The following is a 25,619-nucleotide window of genomic DNA, read 5'->3' as shown; positions in this document are numbered from 1 at the left end:
GGTGTTTTTACGGCGAAACCATCAGGCAACCGGATCCACGCATGAAGTTATCGCAAGATATGAAGCTGTTTCAGGACAGGCTGGGCCATGAATTTGCCCGGCCTGAGCTGTTGTTGCGCGCTGTCACCCATTCCTCGGTCGCCACACCGACCCGCGACGACAACCAGCGGCTGGAGTTTCTGGGCGACCGGGTGCTGGGGCTGGTGATGGCCGAGGCGCTGCTGTCCGGCGATCGTGGGGCGAGTGAGGGCATGCTGGCGCCCCGCTTCAATGCGCTGGTGCGCAAGGAAACCTGCGCCGATGTTGCGCGTCAGATTGACGTGGGCGCGGTGCTGAAGCTGGGCCGGTCTGAGCAGATCAGTGGCGGGCGGCGCAAGCTGGCGCTGCTGGGCGATGCGATGGAGGCGGTGATTGCCGCCGTTTACCTCGACGGTGGGTTCGAGGCCGCGAAGGCGATGATCCTGCGTCTCTGGGGGCCGCGGATCGCCACGGTCGAGGAAGACGCCCGCGACGCCAAGACCTCGCTTCAGGAATGGGCGCAGGCGCGGCGTTTGCCGCCGCCCGCCTATATCGAGACGGCGCGTTCGGGGCCGGATCATGCGCCGATTTTCACTATTTGCGCACGGCTTGAGACGGGCGAGGAAGCCACGGCCAAGGCGGCGTCCAAGCGGATGGCCGAACAGGCGGCGGCCAAGGCACTGCTCGATCGGGTGATGAAAGTCGACGAAGCGTGAGCGACAACCTGCGCGGCAGCATGTTCATGGTTCTGGCCATGATGTGCTTTGCCGGGGAGGATGCGTTTTTCAAGACGGTCACGGCCGATATCGCGCCGGGCTTTGCGCTGGCGATATTTGGCGCGCTTGGCATGGTGGCCTTTGTGGCGCTGTCGCTGAACGCGGGCGAGGCGGTGCTGAACCCCGAGATGGTGCGGCCCCGGCTTCTGATCCGCTCGGGGTTTGAGCTGACGGGGCGGGTGTTCTTTGCGCTGGCGCTGGCGTTCACGCCGCTGTCGACGACCTCGGCCATCTTGCAGGCGACGCCGCTGGTGGTGACGCTTGGTGCGGCGCTGGTGCTGGGTGAAAAGGTCGGGGCGCGGCGCTGGAGCGCGATGGCGGTCGGCTTTTGCGGTGTGCTGCTGATCCTGCGTCCGACACCCGAGGCCTTTCGCGTTGATGCGCTGCTGGCGGTCGCGGGGATGATCGGCTTTGCCGGGCGGGATCTGGCGACGCGCGCCGCGCCGCCGAGTGTGTCGCGCTATCAGCTGGGCACGCTGGGGTTTTTCGTGGTGCTGAGTGCCGGGGTGATCCTGATGGTCGTCGCGGGCGACGCGCCGCAGCTGCCGCCGCTGCGTGATATGGTGATGCTGGGCATCACGGCGGTCTTCGGGGTCAGCGCCTATACCGCGCTGACGCTGGCGATGCGCACCGGCGAAATCAGTGTGGTTGCCCCCTTCCGCTATAGCCGCTTGCTGGTGGCGCTGGTCATCGCGTTTTTCGTCTTTGGCGAGCGCCCGGATCTGTGGACGCTGGCAGGGGGCGTGCTGATTGTCGGCAGCGGGATCTACACGCTGCTGCGCTCGGGGCGCAAAGCGGCTGTGCCCAGTGTTTGAACGCGCCTGCAGACAGGGCTGGCGTGGTGGGTTAAACTGGCTTAGAAGGCCCTCTTCACATCAACGGATGATCTCATGAGCACACGCGCCGGCTTTACGGCCCTGATCGGCGAACCCAATGCGGGCAAGTCAACGCTGCTGAACCGGATGGTTGGCGCCAAGGTCAGTATTGTCACCCACAAGGTGCAGACGACCCGCGCCCGGATTCGCGGTGTCGCGATCGAGGGGGAGAGCCAGATCGTCTTTGTCGACACGCCCGGCCTGTTCAAGCCGCGCCGCCGTCTCGACCGTGCCATGGTCGCAGCCGCCTGGGGCGGTGCTGCGGATGCCGATGTCGTCGTGCTGCTGATCGAGGCGCATCGCGGCGTCACCGAGGGCGTCGAGGCGATCCTGACCACGCTGAAGGACATGTCCGAGGGCCGCAGGATTGCGCTGGCGATCAACAAGATCGACCGGGTCGAGGCGCCGGTGCTGCTGGCCCTGACCAAGAAGATGAACGATGCCTTCCCCTTCGTCGAGACCTTCATGATCTCGGCTGAAAAGGGCCATGGCGTGCAAGCTCTGCGGACCTGGCTGGCGGGTCAGATGCCGGAGGAGCCCTGGCTCTACCCCGAGGATCAGATCGCCGATCTGCCGATGCGCATGATTGCGGCCGAGATGACCCGAGAAAAGCTGACCCTGCGTCTGCATCAGGAACTGCCCTACCAGCTGACGGTCGAGACCGAAAACTGGGAAGAGCGCCCCGATGGCAGCGCCCGGATCGACCAGATCGTCTATGTCGTGCGCGATGGCCACAAGGGCATCCTGCTGGGCAAGAAGGGCGAGACGATCAAGGGCGTCTCGACCGCCGCGCGCACCGAGATGGAGGAATTCCTGGGCCGTCGTGTGCACCTGTTCCTGCAGGTCAAGGTGCGTGAGAACTGGCTTGAGGAATCCGAGCGTTACTCGGAAATGGGTCTGGATTTCAAAGACGGCAACTGAGGGCCCTCAGCTTCGCCCGCTTTTGCGGGCGATCTGCCACAAGATCAGCCCGACCAGAATGCTGACGATGCCCGCGACGTTCAGCGCGACACCATAGGCGGCGGGCAGGCTGAACAGGATGTAGATCACGTTCAGGACAATCCCGGCGATCAGAAGGATGGCGGCGGTCAGGGGCATCGGACTCGGATCCTGTTCATTGGTCAGGCCAGCCTAGCGGCAATGGGTGCTGGCGCATAGCGCCGAGGAGACTGCGATGCGTCTGAAAGCGGAAATCTGGGTCTCGGCCTATCTGACCCGGCTGCGGCTGGCGAATATCCCGGTCTTCGTCGTGGCCCATGGCGATGACACCGGCGGCGCGGTTCTGGTCAAACTGAACACGCTCAACGGTCAGGCGCGGTTGTTCCAGCGCAGTTTCGACATCATGAGCGGCGCGCGCACCTGGGTCACCCTGTCCGAGGGCGCGGAGCGTGAGGTGGACGAGGCCGTTGCTCGCCAGCGCAGCTTTGACCCCGACCTCTGGGTGATCGAGGTCGAGGACCGCAACGGGCGGCATCTGCTGGACGAGGAGGGGCTGTCGGACTGACACCCTCAGCGCAGGACGCGCCCGATCCAGCCATAGATCAGCCCGAGCACGAGAAACCCGAGGCCTAGCATCGCCGACCAGATCGCGACGCCGTCCCAGCCGACCTGTGCCGGGTCGAGGAAGAAATACGGGTAGGTGCCGTCCAGCGATCCCCGCCAGAGGGCATAGAGGATGTAGAGGCCGGGCCAGAACAGCCACAGGATCGCCGCACCAAGGCCAAGGCCGGACTTCTGGGCAAAGACCAGCCACCAGAGCATGGCCAGAACCGGCGTCAGCGTATGCAGGCCGAAGTCGGCGTAAAACGAGATCCCCTGATGAAGGCTGGCGAGCAGCAGGTGATAGACCGCTCCGGTCACGGTGATCCAGACGGCAAGTCCGCCCATCCACAAGGCCCCCAGCTTGCGCCGCAGGGTGACGACGGCGAAAAAGCTGATCAGCACCAGAGTATTGGTCAGGATGGTAAAATAGCGCGCCAGACGCCATAGCACCTGCAGGGCCTGTTCGTCCGGGTGGTCGAGCTGGCTGCTCATGTACTCGAACGAAAGAGACACGGCGGCGCTGATCACGATGAGCAGCGCCAGAGCACGGGCGGTCGGGGAAAGGGCGTCAGAGCGAAAATCCATGGCGGTAAGCTGAGCCATCTTGCCGCCGTCTGCAAGTCGATGGATGATGATCACATGGAATGGCGCGAAGACGGAATTCTGCTGGCGGTCAGGCGCCATGGCGAGAGTGCAGCGATCATTGAGGTGTTTACGCCTTCACATGGTCGCCACGCCGGAATCGTGCGTGGCGGAGCCTCGCGCAAGATTGCGCCGATGCTGCAGCCGGGTGCTCAATTGGACATCGCCTGGCGCGCCCGACTCGAGGAACATCTGGGGTATTTCGCGGTCGAACCCATACGCTCGCGTGCGGCGGTGAGCCTGGGCGAGCGCTTGGCGTTGGCGGGGCTGAACGCGGTGACGGGGCTGCTGGTGTTCTGCCTGCCCGAGCGCGAGGCGCATCCGCGCCTGTACCGCCAGACCGAACAGCTGCTGGATCTGCTCGACGCGCCCGAGGTCTGGCCGCTGGCCTATCTGCAGTGGGAATTGTCGCTGCTGGAGGACATGGGGTATGGCCTCGACCTGAGTGTATGCGCGGTGACGGGGGCGACCGAGGGGCTGGCCTATGTCTCGCCGCGCACGGGCCGGGCGGTGACGCGGGTCGGCGCGGGGGAGTATGCGGACCGCTTGCTGCCGCTGGTGCCCTGCCTGACGGGGCAGGGCGATGCGCCGGACGCCGAGGTGGCCGAGGCGCTGAAGCTGACAGGGCATTTCCTGCACAACCGGCTGGCGCCGGAGCTGGGCAGCAAGCCCTTGCCCGACGCGCGTCAGCGCCTGATCGACGCGATCACCCGGCGCGTAGCAGCGGGGTGAAGCTGAGCGTCAGGCCGGGGCCGGTCAGGGTCAGACTGTCGTCCGTGACCTCTGCCGAGGTCACGCGCTGCAGCGCCGCCAGATAGCTCTGCTCGGCGGCCAGCGCGGGGCAGGCCATGCGCGTGCTGGTGATGCTTTCGGTGCGAAAGTCATCCTCAACCCCGACCCAGCTGCCGGAATAGCGATTGCAGGCGGCCTGACCATCAAGCTGACCGCGCGCGGGAATGCGCAGCGTGGCGCGATCTGCCTCGGCGACAGGCCGGTCGTTGAATGCGCTGAGCTGCCAGGTGGTCTGCTCGGCGACAAGGCTCGCCTCGTCGCGGCAACCGGCCAGAGCAGTGAGGGCGACAAGAATGGCGAGGCGGGCGATGTGGCGGGTTTGGAAAATGTGACTCATCTCAGGGCGAGGACCAGATCTACGAGGGTATCAAGCGCCTCGTTGTTGCGTTTCTCATTGGAGTCGCCCAGCTGGCCCATCCCGATGCGCGCAGCGTAGAGCATCCGGGCGATGTCTGGATTGGTGACGCCGATCTGTTTCAGCACCCCTTCCAGATGGGCCAGACGGCGGGCGTCGATGTCTTCCAGCGTGGCTTTCGCGGTGGCGTCGGTGCGGGCCCAGGCGCGCATCGCGGCCTCGGCCAGCGGATCGGCGGAAAAGCCATCGCGGACAAGGGCATGCAGCTGGGCAACGGCTTCGCGTTTGTCACCGGGCGTTTCGGGCGAGGCGAGGGAATCCTGCCCCCAGAAGTCCAGCAGCGCCTGCCGGAAGGCGGGGACATCGGGGAAATGCCAGTAGAAAGAGCCCTTCGTGGTGTCCAGCGCACGGGCCAACGGCTCGGCCTTCAGCGCCTCGGGACCAGAGGCCGAGAGAGCATTCAGACCGGCACGCAGCCAATCATCCGGGGAAAGGCGGTTCTTACGACTCATGGTTGCAGAGTATCCGAATCGCTGCGTCGCAGCAATGACAGACGCGTGTCGGCATCACATCGGCGGAGCGACGCGTGTTTTCACAGCAGCACCAATGGCCCCCGTGCGCAAGGTGCCTGCGCGCGGGGGATTTGGCGGCGGTCAGGCGGGCGCGCCGATCGTCAGGGTCACCGGGGACAGCCCCTCGATCGTGCCCTCGATCGCATTGCCGGGCGCAACGGGGCCGACGCCTTCGGGCGTGCCGGTCAGGATCAGATCGCCCGGTTGCAGGTGATAGAAGCTCGACAGGTGGCTGATGATCGCGGCGACGTTGTGGATCATCAGGTCCAGCGTCGAGCTTTGCTTGGTGGCGCCATCCAGCGTCAGGGCGATGGTCTGTTTTGCCACTGCGCCAAAGTCAGCCGCTTTGGTGATCGGCCCGATGACAGCAGAGTTTTCCACGTCCTTGCCCAGATCCCAGGGGCGCTGTTTGTTGCGCTCGGCGATCTGCAGGTCGCGGCGGGTCATGTCGAGCGCACAGGCATAGCCATAGACGGCAGCCATCGCATCCTCGGCTTTGCAGTTGAAGACCGGTGCGCCGATAGCGACGGCCAGCTCCATCTCGAAGTGATAGTTGCTGGTGCCGGGCGGATAGGGGGCCGTGCCGCCGGACAGGATCATCGAGGCGGGGGATTTAGTGAAATAGAAAGGGGAATCGGGCACCTCATTGCCGAACTCTGCCGCATGGGCGGCATAATTGCGCCCGACACAGAAGATACGGCGAACGGGATAGCCCTCAGCCTCGCCATGGACGGGGACATCGGGGATAAGGGGAAGGTCGAACAGGCTCATGCGCGGGGTCCTTTTGCGGGTCGTTTCCTGCTTACGCTGCGGCCCGGCGCTGGACAAGGCAGCTGCTATGGGGCTTTTGGACATCAGCATTTTCAGGAGGCCGCGATGACTTTGAAACCTTTGTCCGACATGATTGCTCAGGGAAAGGGCGATGTCCCGGCTGATCTGGTGCTGAAGGGCGGCAAGGTGCTCGACGTGGTCACCGGCGCGCTGCTGGAGGGCGACGTGGCGATCTGCGGCGAGCGGATCGTCGGCATCATGGCGCAGTACGACGGCGTTGAGGAGATCGACGTTTCCGGCAAGATTTTGGTGCCCGGCTTCATCGACACCCACTTGCATATCGAGAGCAGCATGGTCACGCCGCATGAGTTTGACCGCTGTGTCGGCCCGCGTGGCGTGACCACGGCGATCTGCGACCCGCATGAGATCGCCAATGTGATCGGCGTGCCGGGGATCGAGTATTTCCTGTCCTGCGCCACCGAGACGGTGATGGACATCCGCGTCAACCTGTCCTCCTGCGTGCCCTCCAGCCATATGGAGACCGCCGGCGCGCGGATCGAGGCCGACGATCTGGCGCCCCTGATGGATCATCCGCAGGTCATCGGGCTGGCCGAGTTCATGAACTATCCCGGCGTGATCTTTCAGGACCCCGGCTGCATGGCCAAGTTGGAGCTGTTTCGCGGTCAGCACATCGACGGCCATTGCCCGCAGCTGCTGGGCAAGGATCTGAACGCCTATGTTAGCGCCGGGATCCGGACGGAGCATGAGGCGACGACCGCTGAGGAGGCTCGCGAAAAGCTGCAAAAGGGCATGCGGGTGCTGATCCGCGAAGGCTCCGTCTCCAAGGATATGGTCGCCTTGCAGCCGCTGCTGAGCGACATCACCAGCGCCTACATGTGCCTGTGCACCGACGACCGGAACCCGCTGGATATTGGCGAGCATGGCCACCTCGATTTCATGATCCGGGAGCTGATCCGCATGGGCTGCCCGCCGCTGGCCGTCTACCGCGCCGCCAGCCTGTCGGCGGCAGAGGCGTTCGGCCTGAAGGATCGCGGCTCGATCACGCCGGGCAAGCGTGCCGACATCGTGGTGATCGACGACCTTGCGACTTGCCGGGCGGAGAGGGTCTTTTCCGGCGGTGTGCAGTTCACGGAAGCGGCCTTTGCGGCGCGGACCATCACTCCGCCGGTGGGGCGCAATTCGGTGAAGGCGCCGGTCGTGACGGCTGAAAGCTTCCGCACCTCGGCCAACCGTGAGGAGACCGACGTCATCGGTATCATGGAAGGCAAGATCATCACCGAGCACCTGAAAGAGGTGATTGCGATCGAGGATGGCGACAAGAAGCCGGACCCCGCGCGCGATCTGGTCAAGATCGCGGTGATCGAGCGTCACGGCATCAACGGCAATATCGCCAGCGGTTTCGTCAAGGGGTTCGGGCTGAAACGGGGGGCCATCGCCTCCACCGTCTGCCATGATCACCACAATATCGCCTGCGTCGGGGTGGATTACGACGACATGGCGCTGGCGGCGAACCGGCTGGGGCAGATTGAGGGCGGCTTTGTCGTTGTCGAGAATGGCAAGGTCCTGGCTGAGCTGGCGCTGCCCGTCGCAGGGTTGATGAGCACGGAGCCCTTCGAGGTGGTGCATGACGCCCTGATCGTGCTGCGTGCGGCGGCGAAATCGCTGGATGTCACGCTGGAGGAGCCTTTCCTGCAACTGGCCTTTCTGGCGCTGCCGGTGATCCCTGCGCTGAAGATCACCGATCGTGGCATGGTGGATGTGGTCAAATTCGAGATCATCTCCTGACCTATTTCGCAATGCAAAATCTAATTCCACACACTTGACCCGCGCCCCCCGCACGGCCTAGTCTGCTGTCCAACGGGCTGGATGCTCTGTCTGTCGGCGCATCCGGCCCTTGGACTATTGCGATGGGGGACAGCGACATGGCTGACGGAGCGCAGGTGAATGATGTGATCTCGACCGAGGTGTTGGGCGAGATTGCACTGATTTGTATTGATAACCCGCCGGTAAACGCGACCGGCCTTGCGGTGCGCGAAGGGCTGTCGCAGGCCTTTGCCGATCTGAACGCGACCGCCGAGGTCAAGGTGATCGCGCTGTATTGCGCCGGTCGCACGTTCACGGCCGGGGCGGACATCCGCGAGTTTGGCAAGCCGCCGCGCCAGCCCTCCCTGCCGGATGTGCTGAACCAGATCGAGCAGAGCGCCATTCCCGTGGTCTCGGTGATCCACGGCACGGCCCTCGGTGGCGGGTTCGAGATCGCGCTGGCGACCCATGCGCGCGTCGCGATCAAGGGGGCCAAAGTCGGCCTTCCGGAAGTTCTGCTGGGCCTGCTGCCCGGTGCTGGCGGCACACAACGCCTGCCGCGCCTGACCGGTCTGTCCTTCGCGCTGGACGTGATCCTCTCGGGCCGTCAGGTGCCGGTGGCTGAGGCGCTGGACAAAGGCGCTGTCGATCGCTTGGTTGAGGGCGCGCCGCGGGACGTGGCGCTGGCGGCTGCACAACAGGTGATCGACGGCACGCTGGCGACGCGGCGCACCGATCTGATCGAGGCCGAGTATGACCGCGCCGTGCTGGACGCCACGCTTGCTGGCGTGCGCCAAAAGACGCCACATCTGTTCAGCCCCATCAAATGTGTCGAGGCCGTCGCCGCCTGCAACCTGCCGATCACCGAGGGGCTGAAGGTCGAACGGCAGGCCTTCCTCGACTGCATGGAGACGCCGCAGCGCGCCGGCCTGATCCATGCCTTTTTCGGTGAGCGCGCCGTGTCGAATATTGCCGAGGCCAAGGGGCCGACCCGCGACATCGCCAAGATCGGCGTTATCGGCGGCGGTACCATGGGATCGGGCATCGCGACCTCCTGCCTGATCGCAGGGATTCCTGTGCGGCTGATCGAAGTCGCATCTGAGGGCTTGCAGCGTGGTATTGCTACGATCACCAAGAACCTCGACGGCGCGGTCAGCCGTGGCAAGCTGAGCAGCGACAAGCGCGATGCGGCCATGGCCATGCTGGAGCCGTCGCTGCAGATGGAGAGCCTGTCGGACGTCGATCTGGTGATCGAGGCGGTGTTCGAACAGATGGACGTGAAGAAAGAGATCTTCGGCAAGCTGGATACGATTTGCAAACCCGGTGCGATCCTTGCCTCCAATACCTCCTACCTCGATGTGGACGAGATCGCGGCCAGCACCAGCCGCCCCGGCGATGTGCTGGGTCTGCACTTTTTCAGCCCCGCCCATGTGATGCGCCTGCTTGAGATCGTGCAGGGTAAACAGACGGCGGCGGATGTTCTGGCGACCGGCTTTGCGCTGGCCAAGCGGCTGAAGAAGGTCGGCGTGCTGGCGCAGGTTTGCGACGGCTTCATCGGCAACCGCATCCTGGCGCATTATGGTCTCTGCGCGGCGTATCTGGTGCTGGACGGCGCCTCGCCCCAGCAGGTGGATCGCGCGCTGGAGGATTTTGGCTTTGCCATGGGGCCGCACAAGGTCGGCGATCTGGCGGGCCTCGACATCGGGTGGATGACGCGCAAGCGCAAGGCCGAGACGCGCGACCCTGCACAGCGCTATGCGGGCGATATCGCCGACCGGATCTGCGAAAACGGCTGGTTCGGGCGCAAGACCGGGCAGGGCTATTACCTCTATGACAGCGGCTATGACAGCGGCGCGCCGGTGCCCAACCCCGAGGTGGCCGAGATCATTGACGCGGTGCGCGCCGACAAGGGGATCACTCCGCAGGACTTCACCGACGACGACATCGTGGATCGTTACATGACCGCGATGATCGTCGAGGCGGCGCGCGTGGTCGAGGATGGCACCGCCAAGCGGCCCGTCGACGTCGATATGGTGTTTCTGTTCGGCTACGGCTTTCCGCGCTTCCGTGGTGGCCCGCTGCACTACGCGGACACCATTGGCGCGGCTGCTCTGGTGGCCCGGATCGAAGCCTATGCCGCCGAGGATGCCCATTACTGGCAGGTGCCGGATATTTTGCGAAAGATGGCCGCTGATGGCAGCACTTTCGCCGATCTCAACAAGGAAGGATAAGCGCATGGATCTGTCTTTCAGTGCCGAAGAGCAGGCCTTTCGCCAGGAGGTGCGCGATTTCTTCGCCGAAAACCTGCCGAGTGAAATGAGCGATGTTGTCCGTTCGGGCAGCGAAATGACCAAGGAGATGATGGACCGCTACCATGCGATCCTGAACGCCAAGGGCTGGTTGGCGACGACCTGGGCGCCAGAGTTCGGCGGCCCGGGTTGGAGCCCGGTGCAGCGTCATATTTTCGAGGAAGAGGCCTGCCGCGCCTATGCGCCGCGCATCGTGCCCTTCGGCCTCGCCATGCTGGGGCCGGTGCTGCAACAGTTCGGCAGCAAGGAGCAGCAGGATCACTATCTGCCGCGCATCCTGTCGGGCGAGGATTGGTGGTGTCAGGGCTATTCCGAACCCGGTGCCGGGTCGGACCTTGCCAGCCTGAAAACCCGCGCGGTGCGGGACGGCGATGACTATGTGATCAACGGTCAGAAGACCTGGACGACGCTGGGCCAGCACGCCAACATGATCTTCTGCCTCGTGCGCACCGACCCGGACGTGAAGCAGCAGCAGGGGATTTCCTTCATCCTCGTCGACCTCGATACGCCGGGGATCGAGATGCGCCCGATCCGCCTGATCGAGGGCGGCCATGAGGTGAACGAGGTGTTTTTCACCGACGTCCGCGTGCCCGCCGCCAATCTGGTCGGCGAAGAGAACATGGGCTGGACCATTGCCAAGTTCCTGCTGACGCATGAGCGCACCAATATCGCCGGTGTCGGCTTCTCGATGCAATCGCTGGAGGAGGTCAAGGCACTGGCCCGCGTGGTCAAACGCAACGGCAAGCCTTTGAGCGAGGACCCGCTGTTTGCCGCCCGGATTGCTCAGGTCGAGATCGATCTGGAGGCGATGAAGATCACCAACCTGCGGATGCTCTACAAGGCGCAGAAACAGGGCGCTCCGGGGCCGGAAACCTCGATCCTCAAGATCAAGGGAACGGTCATCGGGCAGGAACTGAAGGACCTCGCGCGCCGCGCGCTCGGGCCATCGGCTGCACCCTTTCCGGGCAGTCTGGAAGGCAACCTGTCGCTGGCACCGGCCGATCACGCCAATGACGCGGCGCGGTATTTCAACAATCGCAAGACCTCGATCTTCGGTGGATCCAACGAGATCCAGCGCAATATTCTGACCAAGACAATGCTGGAGCTGTAAGGCATGGATTTCGATCTGACCGAAGACCGCCAGATGCTGTCGGATTCCCTGACACGCTATCTGAAGGACAAATACCCCTTTGAGGCGCGCAACAAGGTGGCCTATGCCGCGCCCTATCACGCGCCCGACCGCTGGGCCGAACTGTCGGAGCTTGGCGCCATGTTCGCTCTGGCGCCCGAGGAGGCGGGCGGTTTTGGCGGCAGTGGCTTCGACATCTCCGTCGTGTTCGAAGCCATGGGCCGCGCGCTCTGCCCCGAGCCTGTTCTGGGCGCGCTGCTGGCCAGCCGTCTGCTGAGTGCCGCAGGCGCCGACCAGGAAGCCTTGCTGGCCGGAACCACGAAATACGCCGTCGGGCTGGGCGAGCTGGAAGCCCCCTATGCGCTGGACCTGATCGAAACCCAAGCCAGGCCGTCGGGTGATGCCTACGTCCTGAACGGACGCAAGTCCGCGGTCTACGGCGGCCAGGTCGCCGACATCTTTCTGATCGCGGCGAAGCTGGAGGACAAGCTGGCGGTATTCGAAGTGTCTGCAGACAAGGCCTCTGTCACCGGCTACGCGATGATGGACGGCGGCGGTGCGGCCGAGGTGGTGCTGGAGGACGTACCGGCTAAGCTGCTGATCGGGGATGCCGCGTCTGCCCTGCAGGATGCCGTGAATGCAGGTATCGTTGCCCTTTGCTCCGAAGCCGTCGGAGCGATGGACGTGCTGCAGACCATGACGGTCGAATACTTGGGCACGCGCAAGCAGTTCGGACGCCCCATCGGCAGCTTTCAGGCCCTGCAACACCGCGCCGTTGACATGCTGACGGAGATCGAGCAGGCGCGTTCGATCACCATCAAGGCCGCATCAGAGCTGGGCGGCCCCGACGCCACCCGCTTCGCCTCTATGGCCAAGAACCTCATCGGCCGCGCAGGGCGCCTGATTGCCGAAGAATCGATCCAGATGCACGGCGGCATCGCGATGACCTGGGAATATCCCGGCAGCCACTACGCCAAGCGTCTGATCATGATCGATCACCAGTTGGGCGACACGGATTTCCATCTCTCACGCGTGATTGCTGCCTAGTCGAAGGGAGCGGCCCCGGAGGGGGCCGCACTCTCTCTTGCACTGCGTGCGCCTTGAGGGGGCTTTGCCCCCTCGTGAGCCTGCGGCTCCCTTCACCCCCAAAGTATTTTTGGCAAGATGAAGAAGATAAAAACCACACTCGATTGGTAAATGCCTCTGCTCCCAGTCATCTTGCTCTAAATACTTTGGGGGAGACGCTCGCAGAGCGGCGGGGGCAAAGCCCCGCTTTTCAGGTCGGAGTTTGGTGCCGTCCGATTTTATAAGCATTCCAGTTCGAAATTTCCGGATAGAACATGGCGCGCCATGTTCGCACGCGCGGGTTCATCTTGCGCCGCCATAGCGGCGGTACCATCGCCATCATCGCCATTAGCGGATAGCCGTAGGGAAGTTGCGGGGCGTGCTCCTTGTTGCCGGCCTGCAGCAACGGGAACCGCCGATCCGGGCGGGTATGATGATCTGCATGTCTCTGCAGATTGATCAGGAGCCAATTGGTCGCGGTATGGGTCGCGTTCCAGCTGTGATGCGGTTTGACGTGTTCGAACTTGCCGTTCCCGAGGTATTTGCGCGTCAGACCGTAGTGTTCGATGTAGTCTGTCAGCTCCAGCAGCCAGATGGCGATGAAGGCCTGGAGCAGGAACAGGATCAGGCCTGTCGCGCCGCCGAGGAGCAGTGCGAGAAGCAGCATCGCCCCTTGGAGAGCCGCGTAGCGCCAGAACGGGTTGCTGCGATCAAAGACCGAACGGCCCCGTTTTTTCAGTCGCGCGGCCTCGGCCGTCCAGGCAGATCGGGGGCATTCGCGCAGGACACGCAGGAAATAACGCGGAAAGCTTTCGTTGTAGCGCGCCGTGACCGCGTCCCGTGGGGTGGCGACATGCGTGTGGTGCACCAGCAGATGCTCGGTGCGGAAATGGCTGTAGAGGACCATCGAGAGCAGGATGTCGCCCAGCCAACGCTCGGTGTCGTTGCGTTGGTGCATGAGCTCATGGCTGTAAACGATTCCGATCGCTCCGGTCATCGTGCCGACGCCGTAGAACAGGATCAGCGCCTCCCAAAAGCCCAGATGCGGCGCATGGCTGACGTACCAGATCGCCCAGAACAACGTCAGGAATTGGACTGCTGGCCAGATCAGTGTGATTGCGCGATGCCAGAACAGGGCGCTGTCTTCGGTCTGGATGTCGCGGTCTTTGGTGCTCGGGCCCAGCAGATGGTCGAGCACCGAGAAAACCCCATAGCCATAAAGCGGCACGAGGAGCACGCTCCACCCGCCATGCAGCGCGCCGATGACCACAAGAGGGACCATCACGAGAGAGAGCCAGAAGGGGAGCGCATCGGCGAAGTCTGGTCTGGGCATGGCTGTCTCCTGCCGGTTCAGCCCAACTCTATGAAGTGCGCATGTGCCAGGTCAAATGCCTTTCGCATCACGGTTGGCAGATCCGAGGCGCGAAAGGTCTCGGGGGGGAGGAACATGCCGATCTGCGGATTGCTGCCCTCCGGGGCCTGCGCGACCATCACCGTCAGGCGCAGGTGGAAATGGGTGAAGGTGTGCAGGGCCAGGTCGGGCAGCGGCTGCCAGTTGGCGCCGAGGGGGGCATCGTGAGGCGGCACCTCCTCGGCCCAGTCAGAGCCGGGCCAGCCAAGCATGCCGCCGAGAAGGCCGCGATCCGGGCGGCGTTCCAGCAGCCAGGCGCCGTCGGAACGCCGCGCGATATAGGCGATGCCGGTGCGGGTCGGTTTGGGTTTCTTCGGTGTCTTCTTCGGCAGCTCGGTCGCGGTGCCGAGGCGGCGTGCGGCGCAGGGCGTGCGCCAGGGGCAGATGCCGCAGGCGGGATTGCGGGGTGTGCAGATGGTGGCGCCGAGGTCCATCACCGCCTGAGCGTAATCCCCAGGGCGCTTGGCAGGTGTCAGTTCGGCGGCGAGCGCGGTCAGTTCGGGCTTGGCGGCGGGCAGCGGGGTGTGCACGTCGAAAAGGCGCGCCATGACCCGTTCGACATTGCCATCCACCACGGTTTCGGCGCGATCAAAGGCGATGGAGGAGATTGCAGCCGCGGTATAAGGGCCGACACCGGGCAGGCTCAGCAGGCCGGCGAGGGTGTCGGGAAACTGGCCACCGTGATCACTGACGACAGCGCGGGCGCATTTCAGCAGGTTGCGGGCGCGGGCGTAATACCCAAGGCCAGCCCATTCGCCCATGACGTCGCCATCCTCGGCAGCAGCAAGGTCGGCGACCGTCGGCCAGCGGGCGGTAAAGCGCAGGAAATAATCGCGCACCGCTGCAACGGTGGTCTGTTGCAGCATGACCTCGGACATCCAGATGTGGTATGGGTCCGGCAGGATGCCACGGGCGCGATCCGCGGGGCTGGTCCGCCAGGGCATGGCGCGCGCATGTACGTCGTACCAGTCCAGCAGATCCTGTGACCGTGCCAGGGCGTCCTCCGCTGCTTTTGCTACTGCCGTCTCACGCAATCTTTATGCCTCCGCCTGTCTTTGCACCGGCTTTCCTCTGGTGTGGCCGGTGACACCCACTAGAATAGCGCCAATCGAAAGGATGCAACCCGTGCCGCGTCGACAGACCTCAACCTACGGTTTTGCCCGGACTTACGGCCTGCTGGAAAGCAGGATCCGCAAGGCTGGTGAAACGCGCGGCTTCGCCATTTCGCGGCTTCTGACCCATTGGGAGGAGATCGCGGGGGCCGATATCGCCGCCATTGCCCGGCCGGTCGAGGTGAAATACCCACGCGGCAATCTGGGCGGGACGCTGGTTCTGCTGACCACCGGGGCCCATGCGCCCGTGCTGGAGATGCAGAAGGAAATCCTGCGCGAACGGGTCAATGGCGTCTATGGCTACAACGCCATTGCGCGGGTCCGCATCACCCAGACCGCCAGCACCGGCTTTGCCGAGGGGCAGGTGGCCTTCGAGATGCGCAAACCCCCTGCCGCCCCGGTGGCCCCCGACCCGCAGGTCGTGGCGCGGGCATCGGCTGTGGCGGACGGGGTGCAAGACGACGGGCTGAAAGCTGCGCTTGAGATGCTGGCCCGCAATGTACTAGGAAAATCAAAGCTTTGAAGAAAGGATCACAACGGATGGATCGCAGGACCCTCATCGGAGGCGGTATCGCAGGCGCGGCTGTCATCGTGGCTGCCGGTGGCTATATGTACAACACCCGGAACGCCGCCGAGGCGCAAACCGCCATCAATGCCGGCGATGCGTCGGCTGTGGCGGATGTCGACACCTCGTCGATCACGGAAATGGTGCTGGGCTCGGCCGATGCGCCGGTGACGATGATGGAATATGCCTCCTTCACCTGCCCGCATTGCCGTGATTTTCACAACAATGTCTTCAACCAGCTGAAGACCGACTACATCGACACCGGCAAGGTGAAGTTCATCTACCGCGATGTGTATTTCGACCGCTACGGCCTCTGGGCCTCGCTGATCGCCCGTTGCGATGGCGGGATGCGTTTCTTCGGCATTGCCGACATGCTGTACGAACAGCAGGACCAGTGGCTGCGCAACGCCAAGTCCGAGGCCGATATCGCCGACAACCTGCGCAAGCTGGGCAAGGTCGCGGGCCTGAGCAGTGACACCATCGAAGCCTGCCTGGCGGATGAGGACAAGGCGCGCACGCTGGCGGCCTGGTATCAGAAGAACGCCACGGCTGATGATGTGAGCGGCACGCCGACGCTGATCATCAATGGCGAGAAATACTCCAACATGAGCTATGCCGAGCTGAAGAAGATCCTCGACAAAGAGCTCGCGTAAGGTCTGACCGAGATCGAAAAGGGGCGGCGGAGAGATCCGACCGCCCCATTTTTTTATGAGAGGTCAGGAAATCTTGACGACCTGCTTGCCGGTATTGCCGCCCTTAAGCATCGAGAAGAAGGCTTTGGGGGCGTTCTCCAGCCCTTCGGCGACATCCTCGACATAGGCAATCTCACCGGATTTCACACCGGGAGCGACGTCCTTCAGGAACTCGCCAAAGCGGTCGACATGGTCGGTCTGCAACAGGCCCTGAATGGTCAGACGTTTGACCAGCGCCATGCGCCAGAGCTTTTGCAGAGGCATCTTGCCGGTGTCATCGCTTTCGCCGGAATACCACGCGATCATGCCGCAGACGATGATCCGCCCGTAGGTATTCATGATCGGCAGCACGCCGCCCAGCACCTGACCGCCGACGTTCTCGAAATAGACGTCGATGCCATCGGGGCACTCGGCATGCAGCGCCTCCATCATCTCGATCGAGTTCTTGTAGGCGCGGTGATCGACGCAGGCATCAAAGCCGAAGGTCTCGACCGCCATCTTGCATTTTTCAGCGCCACCGGCGACGCCGACAACGCGCAGACCGGCCTTTTTCGCCAGCTGACCGACCATCGACCCCACTGGGCCTGTGGCGGCGGCGACCACCAGAGTCTCGCCTGCCTTCATCTTGCCGTAGGCGTCCAGCCCGGACCAGGCGGTGAAGCCCGGCATCCCCAACACGCCAAGCGCGGTCGAAGGCGGCAGGTCAGGGTCGAGCTTGCGCAGCTGGCTGGCGGGCACGCAGCCGTGGCTGGCCCAGCCGAACATGCCGAAGACCTTGTCGCCGACGGCAAAGCCCGCGTCCTTGGAGGCAATCACCTCACCCACGCCACCGGCGCCCATGGTCTGATCCAGCTCCTGCGGGGCGGTGTAGCTTTTGACATAGTCCATCCGGCCGCGCATGTAGGGGTCCAGCGACATATGCGACAGGCGCACCAGAACCTCGCCCTCGGCCGGGGTCGGCATGTCGATATCTTCAAGTCGGAAATCGGCATCCACAGGGAACCCCTGCGGCCGCCGCGCCAGAACGATCCGTTGCATCGTGTCGGTCATCTTGAAATCCTTTCCTTTGCCCACAAGTTACGCCTTCCGGGGTATTTTCCAAGCTGAATTGTGGAAATAAATTCCGCAGGTTGTCTGCAATGGACAGACCTGCCCCGGGTGACGTAAAGAGGCGCGACCATGGCACAGAAAAAATCAGATCCGAACTACAAGGTTATCGCCGAAAACCGCCGCGCGCGTTTCGACTATGCAATCGAGGATGACCTCGAGTGCGGCATCATGCTGACCGGGTCCGAGGTGAAATCCATGCGGATCGGCCAGTCCAATATCGCGGAAAGCTATGCCGCGGTCGAGGAAGGTGAGCTGTGGCTGGTGAACTCCTACATCGCGCCCTATGACCGCGCGATGTTCGGCCACGAGCCGCGTGCGCGACGTAAGCTGCTGGTTTCCAAGAAGGAAATGGCAAACCTGTGGAAGTCGACGCAGCGCGAGGGCATGACACTTGTGCCGCTGGTGATGTACTTCAACCACCGCGGCATGGCCAAGATCAAGATCGGCATCGCCAAGGGCAAGAAGAACCACGACAAACGCGCGACCGAGGCCAAACGGGACTGGGGTCGTCAGAAACAGCGGCTGCTGAAAGAGCATCACTAGCCCCTGACCCTTGCGAAAACGGGTGGGGAAGGCTAGGGAATCAGCGGTTTCCATGCGAAAGGCGCAATCCCGTGCAGGATGATCCCAAGGTTCTCGTGTCAACTGACTGGTTGGCCCAACATCTGAAAGACCCCGACCTGCGCTTGCTTGATGCAAGCTGGTTCATGCCCGGTTCCGGGCGTGACGCGAAGGTCGAATACGCGCAGGCCCATATCCCCGGCGCCCGATTCTTTGACATCGACGAGATCAGCGACCACCGCTCCGAACTGCCGCATATGGCACCGCCGATCGAGAAATTCATGTCGCGCTTGCGCGCCATGGGGGTCGGTGACGGGCATCAGGTCGTGGTCTACGACTCCACCGGCATCTTTTCTGCTGCTCGCGTCTGGTGGCTGTTCCGCCTGATGGGGCAGTTCGATATCGCCGTGCTCGACGGTGGTTTGCCGAAGTGGCAAGTCGAGGGCCGCGAGATCGAGGATCTGGAGCCGGTGATCCGCGACCGCCACATGACCGTGCGCCGCCAGAACCAGATGGTGAAGGACGTCACGCAGGTCAGCGCTGCCAGCAAGCTCGGCGATTACGAGATCATCGACGCCCGTGGCGGCCCACGCTTTCGCGGCGAGGTGGATGAACCTCGCGCGGGTCTGCGCAAAGGCCATATCCCCGGCTCGAAGAACGTACCCTTCACGGATCTGCTGAGCGCCAAGGGAACCCTCAAGACCCCCGACGACCTCCGCGCCACCTTCAAGGCCGCCGGAGTCGATCTGGACAAACCTGCCATTACCAGCTGCGGGTCGGGTGTGACCGCCGCTGTTGTCTGCCTCGCCCTAGAGCGGATCGGCAAGACCGACCATGCCTTGTATGACGGCTCCTGGGCGGAATGGGGCGCGTTCCCCACCCTGCCCGTCGCCGTGGGAGAATAAGAGAAAAATGTTCGAGAACCTGAAAGAGCAACCGGCCGACAAAATTCTGGCGCTGATGGGCATGTTCAAAGCCGATCCGCGGGACGACAAGATCGATCTTGGCGTCGGCGTCTACAAGAACGCCGAAGGCGTAACCCCGGTCATGCGCGCGGTCAAAGCCGCCGAGCAGAAGATCTGGGAAGAGCAGGTCACCAAGGCCTACACTGGCCTCGCGGGTGATCCTGACTATGCTGATGCGCTGATCAACCTTGTGCTGGGCGACGCTGTCGCACGCGAACAGGTGGCCGCTGTTGCCACCCCCGGCGGCACCGGCGCCGTGCGTCAAGCCTTTGAAATGATTAAGATGGGTAACCCGGAAGCGCGGGTCTTCGTCTCTGATCCGACATGGCCGAACCACCTGTCGATCCTGAAATACCTCGGCATGGACGTCGTGCCCTATCGCTATTTCGACAGCGAGACCGGCGGCGTCGCTTTTGATGGCATGCTCGAGGATCTGAAGGGCCTGAAAGCGGGCGACGTCGTGCTGCTGCACGGCTGCTGCCACAACCCGACCGGCGCCAACCTGAACATGACGCAGTGGAAAGAGGTTGTCTCGATCCTCAACGACAAGGGCGCGCTGCCGATGATCGACATCGCCTATCAGGGCTTTGGCGACGGGCTGGACGAAGACGCGGCAGGCACCCGCTACGTTGCTGAAAACGTTCCGGAATTGCTGATCGCGGCGAGCTGCTCGAAGAACTTCGGGATCTACCGTGAGCGGACTGGTCTGCTGATGGCTGTCAGCGCGGATGCCGGCAAGACCAAGCTGACCCAAGGCACTCTGGCCTACCTGAACCGTCAGAACTATTCCTTCCCGCCGGACCATGGCGCGCGGATTGTCGCGACGATTCTGAACGATCCGGCGCTGCGCGCGGATTGGGCGGGCGAGCTGGAGGATGTGCGTCTGTCGATGCTGGGTCTGCGCAAACAACTTGCGGATGAGCTGCAGAAGCTGTCCGGGTCGGACCGCTTTGCCTTCCTTGGTCAGCACCGTGGCATGTTCTCCCGCCTCGGCACCACGCCGGAGCTGGTGGAAAAAATGCGTGCTGAGAGCGGCATTTACATGGTCGGTGACAGCCGGATGAACATCGCCGGGCTGAACTCGACCACCGTTCCGATCCTTGCAAAAGCGATCATCGACGCGGGCGTCTGAGGCCCCAAAGACCAGCGGGCGCACCATGGCTGTGCGCCCGCCACAGTTGACCCAATGACCGGGTGAGCACAGATTGACCTCAACGCAAACGGAGGTCACATCATGCGTAAGCTTCAGGTCCAGGGCGTGCACCACATCACCATCACCGGTGCTAACCGCCAGTTAAGTATAGACTTTTGGGAAGGTGTGCTGGGCATGCCTTTCGTTTTCGACCAGCCCAATCTGGACAATCCGGATGAGGGGCACCTGTACTTTGACCCCGGCGATGGCCGTCTGATCACCATCTTCACCAACGAAAAGCGCAAACCGATGCACGACCGGACTCCGATGGACCCGGGTTGTGTGCACCACATTGCCTTCAACGTCAGCGCGGCCAGCTTCAAACAGGTCGTGACGCGGCTGGATGAACGCGGGATCAAGCACTCCGGCGTCAAGGACCGGGGCTTCATGGACTCGATTTACTTCAAGGATCCCTTGGGGTTGCTGATCGAACTGGCAAGCTACAAGTTCTTCCCGCCCGAAGGATCGAGCCATGCTGCCGTCCTGCTGGAAGCCCACAAGATCCGGGTGGAACGCGGCGATTACAACATCGCTGAGGAGCATCTGGCCGATGCCATCCAGCGGATCATCGAACGCTCGACCCAGACGCTGTCGGACAGCCGGGCCCCTGCGAACCCCTATCCTGCGTAAACGATTGTCGGCACCGTGACGGCGGTGCCGACCGCCTCTGAACCGCTCAAATCGCCGGAATCGGGATGTCGGTATTGCGTCGGTATCTGAACGGTAACTGAACGGTGCGAATTTGCCCGGATCAGCCGCCCAGAAACGGCACGCTGAGGCCGAAGACTCCGGCGAGCAGCACGAAGTTCAGCCCCAGAACCATTGTCGCCGCGAGGGCGGCGAGGATGCGCAGCACTGGCCCGACCGTGAAGGCACCCATGATGTCGCGCCGCGCCGAGAAGATGATCAGCGCGATCATCGGCACCGGCAACGCAATCGACAGCACCACCTGACTGGCGACCAGCGCCTGCGTCGTGTTCACCCCGGCGGCGACCACGGCAAAGGCGGGCACCATGGTGACAAGACGGCGCACCCAGATCGGGACGTGAAAGCGCAGGAAGCCCTGCATAATCATCTGCCCCGCCATGGTGCCGACGACCGAGCTTGAGATGCCCGAGGCGATCAGCGAGGTCAGGAACATCCCCGCCGCTGCCGCGCCGAGCAGGGGCGTCAGGGTGTGATAGGCGGTCTCGATCTCGGCCACCTCGGAGTGGCCTTGGTGAAAGGCGCTGGCGGCCATCATCACCATCGCCATATTGACCATCCCGGCGATGGCGAGGGCGATCACCACCTCGATATTGGAATACTTCAGGACCTTGCGGCGGTCCTTGTCGCTGTGCACTTCGGCGCGGCCCTGCATCAGGCCGGAGTGCAGGTAGATCGCATGTGGCATGACCGTGGCGCCGATGATGCCGACGGCGATCATCAGGGCGGCGTTGTCGGGCAGACCGGGGGTGGTCATGCCCATCAGCGTCGCGCTCCAGTCAACCGGGGCGACCAGCAGTTCGGCGAAGTAGCAGAGGCCGATCAGGCCGACGAGCGCGCCGATGATCAGCTCCATTGGGCGAAAGCCGTAGCGCTCGAAAATCAGGATGGCATAGGTGATGATCGCGGTGATGATCATCCCGGCCATCAGCGGCAGGCCGAAGAGCAGCGACAGGCCAATGGCACCGCCGAGAAACTCGGCAAGGTCGGTGGCCATGGCGGCGATTTCACTGACCACCCACATCACCCAGACGACGCGGCGCGGGAAATGGTCGCGCGACAGCTCGGCCAGGTTCTTGCCGGTGACAATGCCGAGGCGGGCCGAGAGCGCCTGAAACAGCATCGCGATCAGGTTGGCCAGCACCACGACCCAGAGCAGCGTATAGCCATAGCCCGCGCCCGCCTGAATGTTGGTCGCGTAGTTGCCGGGGTCCATATAGGCGACGGAGGCGATGATCGCGGGCCCGGCGAACAGCACAAAGCCACGCAGCCCGCCGCGTTGTCCGTTCAGGACCTTGGCAATGCCCGCTTTGGTCTTGAGGGTCAGGTCCACCATATGCGCCTCTGTCGTGTTCAGCGCAGATTTATAGCCAGTGCTATACGACTTACAACAGGCGAATTATATTTGCCGGTGCTTGTGGCCGGGATCTCTGGATTGTGACATGGTTAAGCCTTGGCTATAGAGTTTGCTCAACAGATAAGCGAAAGCGGACGCGATGCCCGAGGCGACCCCCAAGACCCAAGTGCAGGCCGACCGGTTTGGCCGCGCCCGTGAAGTGCAGTCCGTGGCGCTGCTGGAGGATTATGTCGAGCTGATCGGCGATCTTCTGGAGGAGATGGGCGAGGCGCGTGTGGCCGATATTGCCGAGCGTATGGGCGTGGCGCAACCGACGGCGACGAAGACGATCTCTCGGTTGAAGCGGGCCGGGCTGGCGACGGCGCGGCCCTATCGCGGGGTGTTCCTGACCGAGGAGGGCGCGGCGCTGGCCGAACGGGTGCGCGCGCGCCATCGCACGGTGGTGGCGTTGCTGATCGCGACGGGTGTGCCCCGCGACGTCGCCGAAATGGACGCCGAGGGGATCGAGCACCACGTCTCGGACCGCACGCTTAAAGCTTTTGAGACGTTTCTGGCCAAGCGCGGCTAGGCGATCAGAACAGGCTCTCGACCCCCAGTTGCAGGCGATACTCCGCATAGGAGAAGGCAGCGATGGAGCTGTCGTGGCGGGTTTTGCCGAGGGTCACGAAGGGCGTGAATCGGTTGAACAGGATCAGGTCGTTCTTCTGCACCGTCATCTCGACCCCGAGGTCGTGGTCAATGCGGCGGCGCTGAAACCCCGGTGAGGCGTCCTGCTGGCGGGTGGTTTCGGCAAAGGCCGAGGCCCGGAGCGAGAGACCGCCGCGCACATCCAGAGCCCGGGTCAGGCGCAGGGCGGTGCGGGTGTAGCTGGCGCTGCCGGCATGGGCTTGCAGGGTCTCGCCGCGCAGCGAGGCCGCGAGATAGCCGTTGCCGCGAAAGCTTTGCTGCAGGGTGGCCGTCGCCTCGGTCAGGGTGCCGCTGGCGCGGTCGTCGATGCGGCTGGCAAGGTGGCTGACTGCCAGATCACCGCTCCAGGACAGGCCGCGGGTGTTGCGCGACTGGTAGGTCACACCGAGGCCCGCGCGGGTCTGGGTGAGGTCGGCAGCGGCGGAGAGCGCGCTTGTGCGGACCTCAAGCGCCAGGGTCGACAGGGGCCAGGACAGCTGCACGCCGGGGGCGAAGTCGAGGCGGCCCTCGTCGTAGTCGTCACCGCGCGCCTCAAGCAGGCGCAGGTGGCCGCGCAGATAGGCCGAGAGGCGGGCCGTGTCGCCAAAGCTGCCAAGGGACCAGAGCTGACGCAGATCGCCCTCGACCTCCAGCGCGATGCCGGGGGAGTCGGGGCGGGTCAGGGTGAAGGGCAGGGCGGTGCCGGTGCCGAAGGGGTCGAAATAGAGCGTGTCGGTCTTGTAGTTGCGCCCGGCGCCCTCGGGCTGTGTCAGGGCCAGACGGAAGGCGCTGGAATAGCCGCGCTGGTCGTCGATCTGACGGATGAAGCCCAGCACCGTGGCGCGCACCGGGGCGGGCAGATCCCGCGCCGAGAGGGCGCGCAGGAACTGCTGCTTGGATTGCCGCAGATCGCCTGCGAGGAACAGCGCGCGGGCCAGCTCAAGCCGGACGCGCACGAGGTCGGGATCGCGCGCAAGGATCTGCGTCAGCTGGACGATGGCCGCGCGGGCGTCGCCCTGCCCGAGGGCGGACAGGGCGCCCTCGAACCGGGCGTTGATCGCGGCAGGGTCCGAGACAGGATTGGGTGCGGGGGCATCTGCGGCCGTCGACAGGGCAGGTGCTGCCGCCAGCAAGCTGGCGAACAGGAGACCCCTGAGGACGCGACGGCCGCGGCTGAGCTTAATTTGTGCCAAAGGCGCCTGCATATGTGTAGCCGTTGCCACTGGTGCGGAAGGTGCCGCCGGCTTCTTGTGCCTGCGGGCCGTAGAAGGTGCCATTGGCCACGCCCGAAACCGCCGTGCCGGAGACATTGGCGGAGAAGTCCGCGCCCGACACCGGACCGCTGCCGGCAAAGTCGAGCTCGGGGGCGGAGCGGGTGTAACCGGTGTTCAGATCGGCCATAACGGTACGGGTCGTCTCGACATAGGCGGTGTTGAAGTCGGTCTCGACATAGGCATTCGACGAGGTCACATTGGGGTTGCCGTAGGGATCTTTGGCGAGACCTGCGGTTTGCCCGGAATAGGCCGCCCGCGCGCCTCTTGGCAGGGCAGAGGCGGGGGTTCTGGCGCCGAAGCTGCCAGCGCCAAGGGTGCCCGAGCCGGTGCCATAGCCCGTCAGCCATGCGCCGAAGGTCTGGTATTCGTAGCCGGCGCCTGCCGGGTTCGACTGGACGACAAGCGTCTTGCCATCGGCGGAGGTGATCGCGTCGAACGCGGCCGTTCTGTTGACCCTGCCGCCCTGTCTGAGGTCAAAGGCAGCACCGCCGCCGGAGGTGTCGATGCGTTCGGCGTAGGTGTCGCCATTGGAATTCGCCACGCTGACCGTCGCGCCCTTGGGCCCGGAGAGCGCCGAGGTCACCACGCGGCCCGAAGCGTCAGAGGCATAGTTTGCGGTCACGGCCTGACCGTTGATGGCAAAATTGCCGTTCGCAGGTGCCGAGCTGAAGCCCCGAAAACCGGGCGTGCCCGATGTGCCGGAACCGCCGCCGCCACAGGCCGCCAGCAGGGTCAGGGCAAGGGTCGGGCAGAGTAATTTTTTCATGTGCAGGGCCTTTAATGGGAAATGCCGCGCAGCAGGGTTTGCGGCGCGGATGGGGATATGTGCTGGTGTCGTGTCAGTCAGTCCGCGCCAAAGGCTCCGATATCGTCGTAGCCGCTGCCACTGGTCTGGAAGGTGCCGCCCGGCTCCTCGGCCTTGGGGCCGTAGAAGGCACCGCTGGCTGAGCCGTGCAGGATGTTACCGTCCAGCGGCACCGAGAATGCTGTGCCGCTGACGCTGCCTTTGAAGTTCAGCCCCGGCGTTGCGGCGATGTTGCCGGTTTCGGGAACGGCGAGGATGGTGTCGTAGCTTTCCAGCGTCAAGGTGCTGAAGTCGGTGTGGACGTAGATTTTCGAGCTTATGGCCGAAGGGACACCGGCGTTCGAGGTCATCAGGCCGGATGCGACGCCCTTGCCGGCGGCGTTGGTCAGCACGAAGGTGGCGGGCTGTTCCTGGCCAGAGCCGGTTTCGCCGTCCCATGGCGCTGTCGTCATGCCGCCACCGCCTGCCAGCACACACAGCGCGAGCGCTGGATACAGCTTGTATGTCATTGATCTAACCAGAGTTCCAAGGGGC

General features: G+C 63.8%; 28 protein-coding genes. 16 read left to right on the top strand and 12 right to left on the bottom strand.

Annotation, left to right across the window (positions count from 1 at the left end; genetic code table 11):
- Positions 1-41 precede the first annotated feature (41 nt).
- From rnc to era, 3 genes are all read left to right on the top strand, one after another.
- Positions 42-734 (top strand): ribonuclease III, encoded by a 693-nt coding sequence (gene rnc, locus F3W81_RS13750; RefSeq protein ID WP_193079705.1) that lies wholly within the window; start codon positions 42-44, stop codon positions 732-734.
- Positions 731-1,609 (top strand): DMT family transporter, encoded by an 879-nt coding sequence (locus F3W81_RS13745; protein WP_226941683.1) that lies wholly within the window; start codon positions 731-733, stop codon positions 1,607-1,609. The genes rnc and F3W81_RS13745 overlap by 4 nt, the downstream gene beginning before the upstream one ends.
- A gap of 75 nt (positions 1,610-1,684) precedes the next feature.
- Complete coding sequence (gene era, locus F3W81_RS13740) at positions 1,685-2,590, top strand: GTPase Era (protein WP_193079704.1); 906 nt, start codon at positions 1,685-1,687, stop codon at positions 2,588-2,590.
- Between the two features lie 6 nt (positions 2,591-2,596).
- Here era and F3W81_RS13735 read toward each other — a convergent pair whose 3' ends face one another.
- On the bottom strand, positions 2,597-2,767 hold the full coding sequence (locus tag F3W81_RS13735; RefSeq protein WP_193079703.1) for a hypothetical protein: 171 nt from the start codon (positions 2,765-2,767) through the stop codon (positions 2,597-2,599).
- 76 nt (positions 2,768-2,843) lie between these two features.
- Here F3W81_RS13735 and F3W81_RS13730 point away from each other — a divergent pair, with 76 nt between their 5' ends.
- Positions 2,844-3,173 (top strand): DUF1491 family protein, encoded by a 330-nt coding sequence (locus tag F3W81_RS13730; RefSeq protein WP_193079702.1) that lies wholly within the window; start codon positions 2,844-2,846, stop codon positions 3,171-3,173.
- A 5-nt stretch (positions 3,174-3,178) separates the two neighbouring features.
- Here F3W81_RS13730 and F3W81_RS13725 read toward each other — a convergent pair whose 3' ends face one another.
- On the bottom strand, positions 3,179-3,814 hold the full coding sequence (locus tag F3W81_RS13725) for a Pr6Pr family membrane protein (protein ID WP_193079701.1): 636 nt from the start codon (positions 3,812-3,814) through the stop codon (positions 3,179-3,181).
- 36 nt (positions 3,815-3,850) lie between these two features.
- On the opposite strand from F3W81_RS13725, the gene recO reads away from it, so the two are divergent.
- Positions 3,851-4,585, top strand: coding sequence for a DNA repair protein RecO (recO, locus tag F3W81_RS13720; protein WP_193079700.1), 735 nt, complete (start codon positions 3,851-3,853; stop codon positions 4,583-4,585).
- On the opposite strand, the gene F3W81_RS13715 is transcribed toward recO, so the two are convergent.
- From F3W81_RS13715 to F3W81_RS13705, 3 genes are all read right to left on the bottom strand, one after another.
- Positions 4,560-4,982, bottom strand: coding sequence for an META domain-containing protein (locus tag F3W81_RS13715; RefSeq protein ID WP_193079699.1), 423 nt, complete (start codon positions 4,980-4,982; stop codon positions 4,560-4,562). The genes recO and F3W81_RS13715 overlap by 26 nt on opposite strands.
- A complete protein-coding gene (locus tag F3W81_RS13710) occupies positions 4,979-5,512 on the bottom strand; it encodes a TetR/AcrR family transcriptional regulator (RefSeq protein WP_193079698.1) in 534 nt (177 codons plus the stop codon). The genes F3W81_RS13715 and F3W81_RS13710 overlap by 4 nt, the downstream gene beginning before the upstream one ends.
- A 141-nt stretch (positions 5,513-5,653) precedes the next feature.
- Positions 5,654-6,343: a fumarylacetoacetate hydrolase family protein gene (locus F3W81_RS13705; RefSeq protein ID WP_193079697.1), complete on the bottom strand. Its 690-nt coding sequence runs from the start codon at positions 6,341-6,343 to the stop codon at positions 5,654-5,656.
- Positions 6,344-6,448: 105 nt separating this feature from the next.
- Here F3W81_RS13705 and ade point away from each other — a divergent pair, with 105 nt between their 5' ends.
- From ade to F3W81_RS13685, 4 genes are all read left to right on the top strand, one after another.
- A complete protein-coding gene (gene ade, locus F3W81_RS13700) occupies positions 6,449-8,149 on the top strand; it encodes an adenine deaminase (protein WP_193079696.1) in 1,701 nt (566 codons plus the stop codon).
- Between the two features lie 137 nt (positions 8,150-8,286).
- Complete coding sequence (locus F3W81_RS13695) at positions 8,287-10,398, top strand: 3-hydroxyacyl-CoA dehydrogenase NAD-binding domain-containing protein (protein ID WP_193079695.1); 2,112 nt, start codon at positions 8,287-8,289, stop codon at positions 10,396-10,398.
- A 4-nt stretch (positions 10,399-10,402) separates the two neighbouring features.
- Positions 10,403-11,587 carry an acyl-CoA dehydrogenase family protein gene (locus tag F3W81_RS13690; protein ID WP_193079694.1) on the top strand — a complete coding sequence of 395 codons (1,185 nt, stop codon included), beginning with the start codon at positions 10,403-10,405 and terminating at the stop codon, positions 11,585-11,587.
- Between the two features lie 3 nt (positions 11,588-11,590).
- A complete protein-coding gene (locus tag F3W81_RS13685; RefSeq protein ID WP_193079693.1) occupies positions 11,591-12,652 on the top strand; it encodes an acyl-CoA dehydrogenase family protein in 1,062 nt (353 codons plus the stop codon).
- A 229-nt stretch (positions 12,653-12,881) separates the two neighbouring features.
- Here the strand turns inward: F3W81_RS13685 and F3W81_RS13680 are convergent, their stop codons facing one another.
- Positions 12,882-14,003 (bottom strand): alkane 1-monooxygenase, encoded by a 1,122-nt coding sequence (locus tag F3W81_RS13680; protein ID WP_193079692.1) that lies wholly within the window; start codon positions 14,001-14,003, stop codon positions 12,882-12,884.
- Between the two features lie 17 nt (positions 14,004-14,020).
- Entirely contained in the window at positions 14,021-15,025 is a 1,005-nt protein-coding gene (locus F3W81_RS13675) for an A/G-specific adenine glycosylase (RefSeq protein WP_193083877.1), read from the bottom strand.
- 181 nt (positions 15,026-15,206) lie between these two features.
- Here F3W81_RS13675 and F3W81_RS13670 point away from each other — a divergent pair, with 181 nt between their 5' ends.
- Together F3W81_RS13670 and F3W81_RS13665 are read left to right on the top strand one after the other, a co-directional pair.
- Positions 15,207-15,716: a DUF721 domain-containing protein gene (locus tag F3W81_RS13670; RefSeq protein WP_193079691.1), complete on the top strand. Its 510-nt coding sequence runs from the start codon at positions 15,207-15,209 to the stop codon at positions 15,714-15,716.
- Positions 15,717-15,733: 17 nt separating this feature from the next.
- Positions 15,734-16,411 carry a DsbA family protein gene (locus F3W81_RS13665; protein WP_193079690.1) on the top strand — a complete coding sequence of 226 codons (678 nt, stop codon included), beginning with the start codon at positions 15,734-15,736 and terminating at the stop codon, positions 16,409-16,411.
- A gap of 63 nt (positions 16,412-16,474) precedes the next feature.
- Here the strand turns inward: F3W81_RS13665 and F3W81_RS13660 are convergent, their stop codons facing one another.
- Positions 16,475-17,500, bottom strand: a complete 1,026-nt coding sequence (locus F3W81_RS13660) for an NADP-dependent oxidoreductase (RefSeq protein WP_193079689.1) — start codon at positions 17,498-17,500, stop codon at positions 16,475-16,477.
- Positions 17,501-17,629: 129 nt separating this feature from the next.
- On the opposite strand from F3W81_RS13660, the gene smpB reads away from it, so the two are divergent.
- The 4 genes from smpB to F3W81_RS13640 all read left to right on the top strand — a co-directional run bounded on the left by smpB (position 17,630) and on the right by F3W81_RS13640 (position 20,908).
- On the top strand, positions 17,630-18,103 hold the full coding sequence (smpB, locus tag F3W81_RS13655) for an SsrA-binding protein SmpB (RefSeq protein ID WP_193079688.1): 474 nt from the start codon (positions 17,630-17,632) through the stop codon (positions 18,101-18,103).
- A gap of 71 nt (positions 18,104-18,174) precedes the next feature.
- Positions 18,175-19,026, top strand: coding sequence for a 3-mercaptopyruvate sulfurtransferase (gene sseA / locus F3W81_RS13650; RefSeq protein WP_193079687.1), 852 nt, complete (start codon positions 18,175-18,177; stop codon positions 19,024-19,026).
- Positions 19,027-19,033: 7 nt separating this feature from the next.
- Complete coding sequence (locus tag F3W81_RS13645) at positions 19,034-20,218, top strand: amino acid aminotransferase (protein ID WP_193079686.1); 1,185 nt, start codon at positions 19,034-19,036, stop codon at positions 20,216-20,218.
- A gap of 102 nt (positions 20,219-20,320) precedes the next feature.
- The gene (locus F3W81_RS13640; protein ID WP_193079685.1) at positions 20,321-20,908 is read left to right on the top strand and encodes a VOC family protein; all 588 of its coding nucleotides are present in this window, start codon (positions 20,321-20,323) and stop codon (positions 20,906-20,908) included.
- Positions 20,909-21,029: 121 nt separating this feature from the next.
- Here F3W81_RS13640 and F3W81_RS13635 read toward each other — a convergent pair whose 3' ends face one another.
- The gene (locus F3W81_RS13635) at positions 21,030-22,319 is read right to left on the bottom strand and encodes an Nramp family divalent metal transporter (RefSeq protein WP_193079684.1); all 1,290 of its coding nucleotides are present in this window, start codon (positions 22,317-22,319) and stop codon (positions 21,030-21,032) included.
- A 160-nt stretch (positions 22,320-22,479) separates the two neighbouring features.
- On the opposite strand from F3W81_RS13635, the gene mntR reads away from it, so the two are divergent.
- Entirely contained in the window at positions 22,480-22,908 is a 429-nt protein-coding gene (gene mntR / locus F3W81_RS13630; RefSeq protein ID WP_193079683.1) for a manganese-binding transcriptional regulator MntR, read from the top strand.
- Between the two features lie 4 nt (positions 22,909-22,912).
- Here mntR and F3W81_RS13625 read toward each other — a convergent pair whose 3' ends face one another.
- From F3W81_RS13625 to F3W81_RS13615, 3 genes are all read right to left on the bottom strand, one after another.
- Positions 22,913-24,199 (bottom strand): tetratricopeptide repeat protein, encoded by a 1,287-nt coding sequence (locus F3W81_RS13625; protein WP_193079682.1) that lies wholly within the window; start codon positions 24,197-24,199, stop codon positions 22,913-22,915.
- Entirely contained in the window at positions 24,186-25,046 is an 861-nt protein-coding gene (locus F3W81_RS13620) for a transferrin-binding protein-like solute binding protein (RefSeq protein ID WP_193079681.1), read from the bottom strand. The genes F3W81_RS13625 and F3W81_RS13620 overlap by 14 nt, the downstream gene beginning before the upstream one ends.
- Before the next feature lie 77 nt (positions 25,047-25,123).
- The gene (locus tag F3W81_RS13615) at positions 25,124-25,594 is read right to left on the bottom strand and encodes a transferrin-binding protein-like solute binding protein (protein ID WP_193079680.1); all 471 of its coding nucleotides are present in this window, start codon (positions 25,592-25,594) and stop codon (positions 25,124-25,126) included.
- Positions 25,595-25,619 lie beyond the last annotated feature (25 nt).

Source organism: Pseudooceanicola spongiae (assembly GCF_014899185.1).
Classification (GTDB): Bacteria; Pseudomonadota; Alphaproteobacteria; order Rhodobacterales; family Rhodobacteraceae; genus Pseudooceanicola; species Pseudooceanicola spongiae.
This window is presented reverse-complemented; position numbering and strand designations above follow the sequence as displayed.